This is a genomic window from Streptomyces albipurpureus (assembly GCF_023701525.1).
In the GTDB taxonomy this organism is placed as follows: domain Bacteria; phylum Actinomycetota; class Actinomycetes; order Streptomycetales; family Streptomycetaceae; genus Streptomyces; species Streptomyces albipurpureus.
In genome coordinates this window covers 1-6,578 of record NZ_JAMQAW010000065.1, presented here as the reverse complement: position 1 = coordinate 6,578, position 6,578 = coordinate 1, and the positions used below count along the sequence as shown (strand labels likewise).

Sequence of the window (6,578 nt, the reverse complement as noted above, 5' to 3'; positions counted from 1 at the left end):
AAGGACTCTCCGCCTACCTCGAAAACAAAACCATCACCCTCCCCACCCCGGCCCAGGCCTGACCCATAGCCAGGAACACCCGTACTCACGCGCAGCGGTGAAGGCCGGCGGACCAGGGCAGAATACGCCTCGCGGCCGTCACTCGTGAGTGCGGAGAACAACCCCGCTGCCGCCAACCCCGGCACCGGGGGCACGGCCCCGGCGCAGGCAATCTGCTACGCGCCCCTCCCAGCCCGGACAACTCCCCTGTCCTCAACCGGCATCCCCCATCGCCGCAGCACTGACTGACCACGTGCTGCTCGGCCCGGCTGTCGGGCCCTCCCGCGACGAACACCGCCAGCGCTGTGGGACCCGGTCCGCCCGAGCGCACACCATCAGGCCCGCTGGCCGGTCTCTCGCGGGTACCGCTCACGGTCTCCGCCCGGGCTCCTCTCCTGACACGGCATCAGACCGGCCGCCAAGCTCACAACACCCGCGCGGCAGGGAGCGCACCCGACCTGGCGACCCGACCGGTACATCCGGCCACTGACCCGTCCGCCCGGGGTGGCCCGGCCCCGCTGCACCCACCCCGCTCGCGCCTTCCGATCCCGGCTCCGTCGCCCTGCGCGGAGAACCCGAACCCTCACGAGGAGAACACATGTCCACCGGCTATGTATGGCACGAACGGTACGCATGGCACGACACCGGCGCCTTCGCAGCGAACTCGCACGCGGGCGGCTACCTCCAGCCCTTCCCCAACTTCGAGAGCCCGGAGAGCAAGGCCCGACTCGCGGGTCTGATCGAAGTCTCCGGCATGCTGGACCAGTTGCTCAGGGTCCCCGCCCGCCCTGCCACCGAAACCGACATCCTACGGGTCCACTCCCGCGCTCATCTGGAACGGATCAAGGCCGCCAGTGCCTCCGGCAGAGGCGACGCGGGCGACGGCCGGTCGCCGTTCGGGCCCGGCGGGTACGAGATCGCGCTGCTCTCGGCGGGCGGCACCATCGCCGCGACGGAGGCCGTCCTCACCGGCCGGGCCGAGAACGCGTACGCGCTGGTACGCCCGCCGGGCCATCACGCCGTCCGTGACCACGGTATGGGTTTCTGCGTCTTCGCGAACATCGCAGTAGCCGCCGAATGGGCCCGCGCCAACCACGGGATCCGACGGGTGGCGGTCGTCGACTACGACGTGCACCACGGCAACGGCACCCAGGACATCTTCGAGGACGACACCGACGTCCTGACGATCTCGATCCACCAGGAACGGTTGTTCCCCCGGGACACCGGCGCGATGGAGGACCACGGCACGGCCGGAACAGCACTCAACATCCCCCTGCCCGCGGGGTGCGGCAACGACGCCTACACCGAGGCGGTACGACGCGTCGTCGTCCCCGCACTCCATCGCTTCGCTCCCGAGCTCATCATGGTGGCCAGCGGATTCGACGCCAGCGCCTACGACCCCCTCGGCCGCATGAGCGTCACCTGCGCCGGATACCGCTCCATGACCGAGCAACTCGTCCAGGCGGCGCGGGAGATCTGCTCCGGACGTCTGGTCATGTCCCACGAGGGCGGCTACTCACCCGTGTACACCCCCTTCTGCGGCCTCGCCGTCCTGGAAGCACTCTCGGGACATGACACAGGGGTCGGCGACCCCTTCGACGGAACGTGGGCGAACTCACCCCAACACCCCCTCACCCCGGTGCAGGACACGATCCTCGGGGCGGCCGAGGGCATCGCCGAGCGCCTCCAGCTCACCGTGCCGCGAGAACCGCGCACGAACTGAAAGCGACAGCGGCGCACCGCCTACGGCTCGACCCACGAGCCGAGCCGTAGGGCGAGCCCCAGCGACCGAACGACCGTAGCGCGCTCGAATTCGGCGCCCCCACGAAGGTCGGGTTGGCCGTCGGGGTCCAGGACCTCGCTCTGAGCGCCAACAGCCATCGCCTGTACACGATTCGCTCCGACGACAGGCCCGCCCTGGGGAACTGGGGGCCTACGCGGGGCAGGGCACGCCCGCGAGGCCGCAGCGGTCCCGGACGTCAGGGTGGGCCTGCTGACACCACGGCACGACACCGCGGAACTCGTCACCTGAGCGGGCGACGCCTTTCCTCGTGGGCGCGCGACGCACGCCCCGACTCTGGCTGAGGTTGCCCTGGTCAACTGGCCGGGTCGTACCGGAACTGCCGGACCTCCTACGAGCAGCGGCAGGCGACGGCGGTCTTCGCGGCCCGTTCGAGTGCCGCCTCCCGTGAGGGCGGCTCAAGAACGGTGCAGCCGCCGTTGGGAACCTTGCGGCCGGGGTGCGTGCCCTCAGTGACGGTGCCGTGACCTGCCACGATCACCGGTTCTCCGTCCTCATCGAGCCCGCCGCCGAAGACCCACACGCCCGCCGCCTTGGCCTCGTCGACAACAGCATGCGAGGCCTCGACAACCGCCTCGAAGTCCTCCTCGGGGAAGACCATGGCCTCACCGGGGTACGAGACCAGGTACTTCGCCAGCCGTGGGCTACTTCCTGCGGCACCGCTCTGGTGCCCAGCCCGATGATGGCTCCGCCGCCGGTCCGACGGGGCAGGAGCCTGCCCCGGCGGCTGCGTGCCCACCCTGCCCGCGGCAGGTCAACCGCCGGAGTCCCGACCAACCCCCAACAGGCGTCGCCGATGGAGACACCGCCATCGCAGTCTCCAAAACCTGGGGAACGTCCTCCCCAGGGGTATCACCCGGCTGAAGCAGGACCCGTCCGCCAGGAGTACGACCCACTCCCCTCTGCGAAGGGAGTGTCAGCTCGTCAGTCCCGGGCCGCGGTGATGTCGAAGCCCTCATAGCCGTTGGCCGCGACCTTGTCGCAGGCCTTGCGGTAGGTTCCGACTCCGCCCGCGTACGGCATGAACACCCGAGGTTTTCCGGGCACGTTGGCTCCCAGATACCAGGAGTCTGCTCGCATGAAGAGGCTGCCGGCACTCACCGCGTTCACATGGTCCACCCAGGTGTTCTCGGCTTCCTCGGTCGCCTCTATCGCGGTCGCCCCGCGCCCGCGCAGGGCATCGAGGCACTCACTGATCCACTCCACATGCTGTTCGATCGAGGCAACCACATTGCTCAGTACGGAGGGGCTGCCTGGACCCGCGATGAGAAACAGATTGGGGAATCCCTGGATGCCGAGGCCAAGGTAGGTACGGGGGCCCGCTGCCCATTTGTCGCGCAGGGGGAGCCCGGCTCGACCCCGGATGTCCATGGAGAGCAGAGCGCCGGTCATGGCGTCGAAACCGGTGGCGAAGACAAGGGCGTCGACGGGGTACTCCGTCTCCGTCGTCGCCACGCCCTTGGCGGTGACACGGGTGATCGGTGTGGCCCGGACGTCCACGAGTTCGACGTTGTCACGGTTGAAGGCGGCGTAGTAGCCGGTGTCGAAGCAGGTGCGTTTGGCACCGAAGGGGTAGTCGCGCGGCAGGAGCTTTTCGGCGGTGGCCGGATCTTTGACGATCTCACGGATCTTGGAGTGGATGAATGCCACCGCGGTGGCATTGGCCTCCATATCCGTGGTGAGATCGGTGAAGGCACTGCTCAGCCGGGCGATTGCGCCCTCGTCCCAACGCTCTTGATAGCGTGCCGTTCGATCCTCGGGGCTGGCTTCGAGCGCGGAGAGGGTGGGCGGCTCGCTCGCGGGTATCCCCAACGCGGACGTACGGGAGGCTTGGCGCAGCGCCGGATAGTCGGCCTTGACACTGTTGTGATCGTCCGCGGTCAGCGGACGGTTGTGTGCGGGAAGGGTGAAGCCCGCGGTGCGCTGAAGGACCGTCACCTGGGCGGCCTGTTGGGCGATGGCAGGTATGGACTGCACACCGGAGGAGCCGGTGCCGATGATGGCCACCCGCTTGCCGGTGAAGTCGACGCCTTCGTGCGGCCAGCGGCTGGTGCGGTAGCAGGCGCCTTCGAAGTCCTCCAGGCCCTCGAATTCCAGGTCCTTGCCCACCGACAGGCTACCGGTGGCCATGACGCAGTACCGGCTGGTCAACTCCTCGCCGGTGTCGGTGCCTACGCTCCACACACCTTCGTCCTCCTGGAGGTGCGCGGCGGTGACGCGAGTGCCGAGCCTGATGTCCCGCAGCAGGTCGAACCGGTCGGCGACATGCTCCAGATAGCGCAGGATCTCGGGCTGGGAGGCGTAGCGCTCGCTCCACTCCCACTCCTGCTGGAGTTCTTCGTCGAAGGAGTAGGAGTAGAACTTGCTCTCCACATCGCAGCGCGCACCGGGATAGCGGTTCCAGTACCAGGTGCCCCCGACCCCGTCGCCCGCTTCCAGCACAACGGTCTTCAGGCCCAGGCCGCGCAGTCGGTGCAGCATATAGAGGCCACCGAAGCCCGCGCCCACAACGATCACATCGAAGTCGGTGGTGACGGACGGGGTGGCGCCCGAAGTGTGCTGGGGCGTTGTGGACATGCTTGCTTCTCCTTCTGGCCCGTGAGGGCGGTCCTGTGCGGGCGCGATGTGGTCGCCGTGGAGGCAGCGGCGGATACCGTGCGGGGCGGCCGGCCTCGATACCGACGAGGCGTGGGCGGATCAGTGTGAGAGCTCGGCCAGCCGTTTGGTGATGGCCTCGGCGAAATGGTCGATTCCGGCCGCGCTGCCGGGCAGTAGTCCGGGCAAGGTGAAGAAGCCGTGCATCTGACCGCTGAATCGGCGCAGACCGGTGGGGACTTCGGCCTCAACCAGCCGGGCGGCGTAGGCCTCGCCTTCGTCACGCAGGACGTCGTGTTCGGCGGTGAGGACCTCGGTGGGCGGCAGCCCGGAGAGGTCGTCGGCGCGCAGGGGGGCGGCGTCGGGGCGGGTGCGGTCGGCCTTGTCGGGGGCGTAGTGGTCCCAGAACCACTCCATGGAGGCCCGGCTGAGCAGGAGTTGGTTGCCGGGATCGCGATATGAGGCGGTGTCCGGGTTGTAGTCGGTGACGGGATACACCAGGAGTTGGAGGGCTATGTCGGGTCCACCGGCGTCCCTGGCGCGCAGGGTGGTCACGGCGGCCAGGTTTCCACCGGCGCTGTCGCCCGCGACCATCAGGGGTACGCGCCGTCCGGCGATGTGGTGGAGGTTCTCATCGACCCAGCGCAGGGCCGTCCAGGCGTCCTCGGCGGCGGCTGGGTAGCGGTGTTCGGGCGCCAGCCGGTAGTCGACCAGGACCACTGCGCAGCCGGTTCGGTGGGCGAGGATGCGACCGAGGGTGTCAAAGCCCGGCAGGTCACCGATCACCCAGCCGCCCCCGTGGTAGTACACGAGCACGGCAGCTGGTGAGGTGTTGGGTATCAGCAGCCTGACGTCGAAGTGTGCGTCTCCGTCACCGATGCGGTGGTCCTCCACCCGGACCATCTCCGGGCCCGGCGGGTAGAGCTGCCGCAACACCGCGTTCTGGGCGCGGGCGGCCTCGGGGGTGCTCTGGTGGATCGGCTTTCTGTCCGGCTGGTCCGCGAGCCGGGCCAGAAGTTCCGAAGTCGCCGTGTCGAGGGTCATGAACGATCTCCTTGCCGCGGGCGGCGTTGGCAACGAAGTCGCCTGTGAGCCCGAACTGTCGATTGCGTAGTCGCCTGGCGGTGATCGCCGGAATGGGAGTGTCAGCAACTGCGGCGCATGCAGCCGTCTTTCACCAGTAAGACCGTCATGTCCTGGTAGCGGGCTGGCCCTCTACTTTTCAGCCGGTGGCACCGACTGTCAACCCCTTTCGACCCCCGGTTGATCGAGCGCTCCCCTCCTTCGGACACAGCCCGAAGGATGCCGCGAGCCACATGAAGGAGCGGCTTCGGGCCTGACGCGCCTTGCCCCCGCCCGCTTGCCGACATCCCTTGATTCCTATGCTGTCGCAGGTGAGAGGGCATAATTCTCCCCTTCGGCAGCTGACGGCGCACAACGGACCCGACTTCGGGCGGGACCGTCGTGGAGTCGATGGCCCCGCCATCGACCCTCGCCCATCCTATTGCTAACCGTACGGACGGTCGATACGGTGTGGGCAGTCGAAATCAGGCCAATAGGCCCTGCCCGACGAGGTCGAAGGAGGGGTGAGCCCAGGACTGGGAACCCGTCGGCGGCGGGGCAGATCCCACTCAGGGCACCGTCGCCGTACGGCGGGCCCGTACTTCGCCTCCTCGGGCTGCCGGACCGGCCCGGTCGCAGCACCCCTCAGTGCTGCCCGGCCCTGTCCCGATGCCTCAATCCCCAGGAGTTACGACATGTCCCAGATCGTGGTTCACGACAAGTTGTTCATCGGCGGAGCGTGGGTGGAACCGGCCGGTGACCAGGTGATCGAGGTGGTCTCACCCGTCACCGAGCAGGTCGTCGCCCGGGTGCCCCACGCGATGGCAGCCGATGTGGACAAGGCGGTGGCCGCCGCCCGCGAGGCGTTCGACCACGGCCCCTGGCCCCGGATGACCCCCGCCGAACGCATCGAGGTCGTCACCCGGATCAAGGACGGCTTCCTCGCCCGCCGACAGGAGATGGCCGAGCTGATCACCCTCCAGAACGGCTCCCCCATCGACTACTCGTTGCGCGCCCAGACGATGGGACCGGTCGCGGTACTCGCCGCCAGCCTGGCCGCCGCCGCGACGACGGTGTGGGA

Annotated in this window: 6 protein-coding genes; 2 read left to right on the top strand and 4 right to left on the bottom strand. The window is 68.6% G+C overall.

The window, feature by feature from the left end; translation table 11 throughout:
• The first annotated feature begins 637 nt into the window (after nt 1-637).
• The gene (locus NBG84_RS33950; RefSeq protein WP_250923527.1) at nt 638-1,762 is read left to right on the top strand and encodes a class II histone deacetylase; all 1,125 of its coding nucleotides are present in this window, start codon (nt 638-640) and stop codon (nt 1,760-1,762) included.
• 20 nt (nt 1,763-1,782) lie between these two features.
• On the opposite strand, the gene NBG84_RS33945 is transcribed toward NBG84_RS33950, so the two are convergent.
• From NBG84_RS33945 to NBG84_RS33930, 4 genes are all read right to left on the bottom strand, one after another.
• Nucleotides 1,783-1,920, bottom strand: coding sequence for a hypothetical protein (locus NBG84_RS33945; RefSeq protein ID WP_250923526.1), 138 nt, complete (start codon nt 1,918-1,920; stop codon nt 1,783-1,785).
• 251 nt (nt 1,921-2,171) lie between these two features.
• A complete protein-coding gene (locus NBG84_RS33940) occupies nt 2,172-2,441 on the bottom strand; it encodes a YciI family protein (RefSeq protein WP_250923525.1) in 270 nt (89 codons plus the stop codon).
• Between the two features lie 323 nt (nt 2,442-2,764).
• Nucleotides 2,765-4,417, bottom strand: a complete 1,653-nt coding sequence (locus NBG84_RS33935) for a flavin-containing monooxygenase (protein ID WP_250923524.1) — start codon at nt 4,415-4,417, stop codon at nt 2,765-2,767.
• 120 nt (nt 4,418-4,537) lie between these two features.
• The gene (locus tag NBG84_RS33930) at nt 4,538-5,479 is read right to left on the bottom strand and encodes an alpha/beta hydrolase (protein WP_250923523.1); all 942 of its coding nucleotides are present in this window, start codon (nt 5,477-5,479) and stop codon (nt 4,538-4,540) included.
• Nucleotides 5,480-6,192: 713 nt separating this feature from the next.
• Between NBG84_RS33930 and NBG84_RS33925 the strand changes: the two genes are divergently transcribed.
• Nucleotides 6,193-6,578, top strand: a 386-nt coding sequence (locus tag NBG84_RS33925) for an aldehyde dehydrogenase family protein (RefSeq protein WP_250923522.1), incomplete at its 3' end; no start/stop codon positions are given.

Coding starts and splice junctions, on each gene's coding strand:
- NBG84_RS33950 (WP_250923527.1), top strand. CDS start 638: ATGTCCACCGGCTATGTATGGCACGAACGGTACGCATGGCACGACACC.
- NBG84_RS33945 (WP_250923526.1), bottom strand. CDS start 1,920: ATGGCTGTTGGCGCTCAGAGCGAGGTCCTGGACCCCGACGGCCAACCC.
- NBG84_RS33940 (WP_250923525.1), bottom strand. CDS start 2,441: ATGGTCTTCCCCGAGGAGGACTTCGAGGCGGTTGTCGAGGCCTCGCAT.
- NBG84_RS33935 (WP_250923524.1), bottom strand. CDS start 4,417: ATGTCCACAACGCCCCAGCACACTTCGGGCGCCACCCCGTCCGTCACC.
- NBG84_RS33930 (WP_250923523.1), bottom strand. CDS start 5,479: ATGACCCTCGACACGGCGACTTCGGAACTTCTGGCCCGGCTCGCGGAC.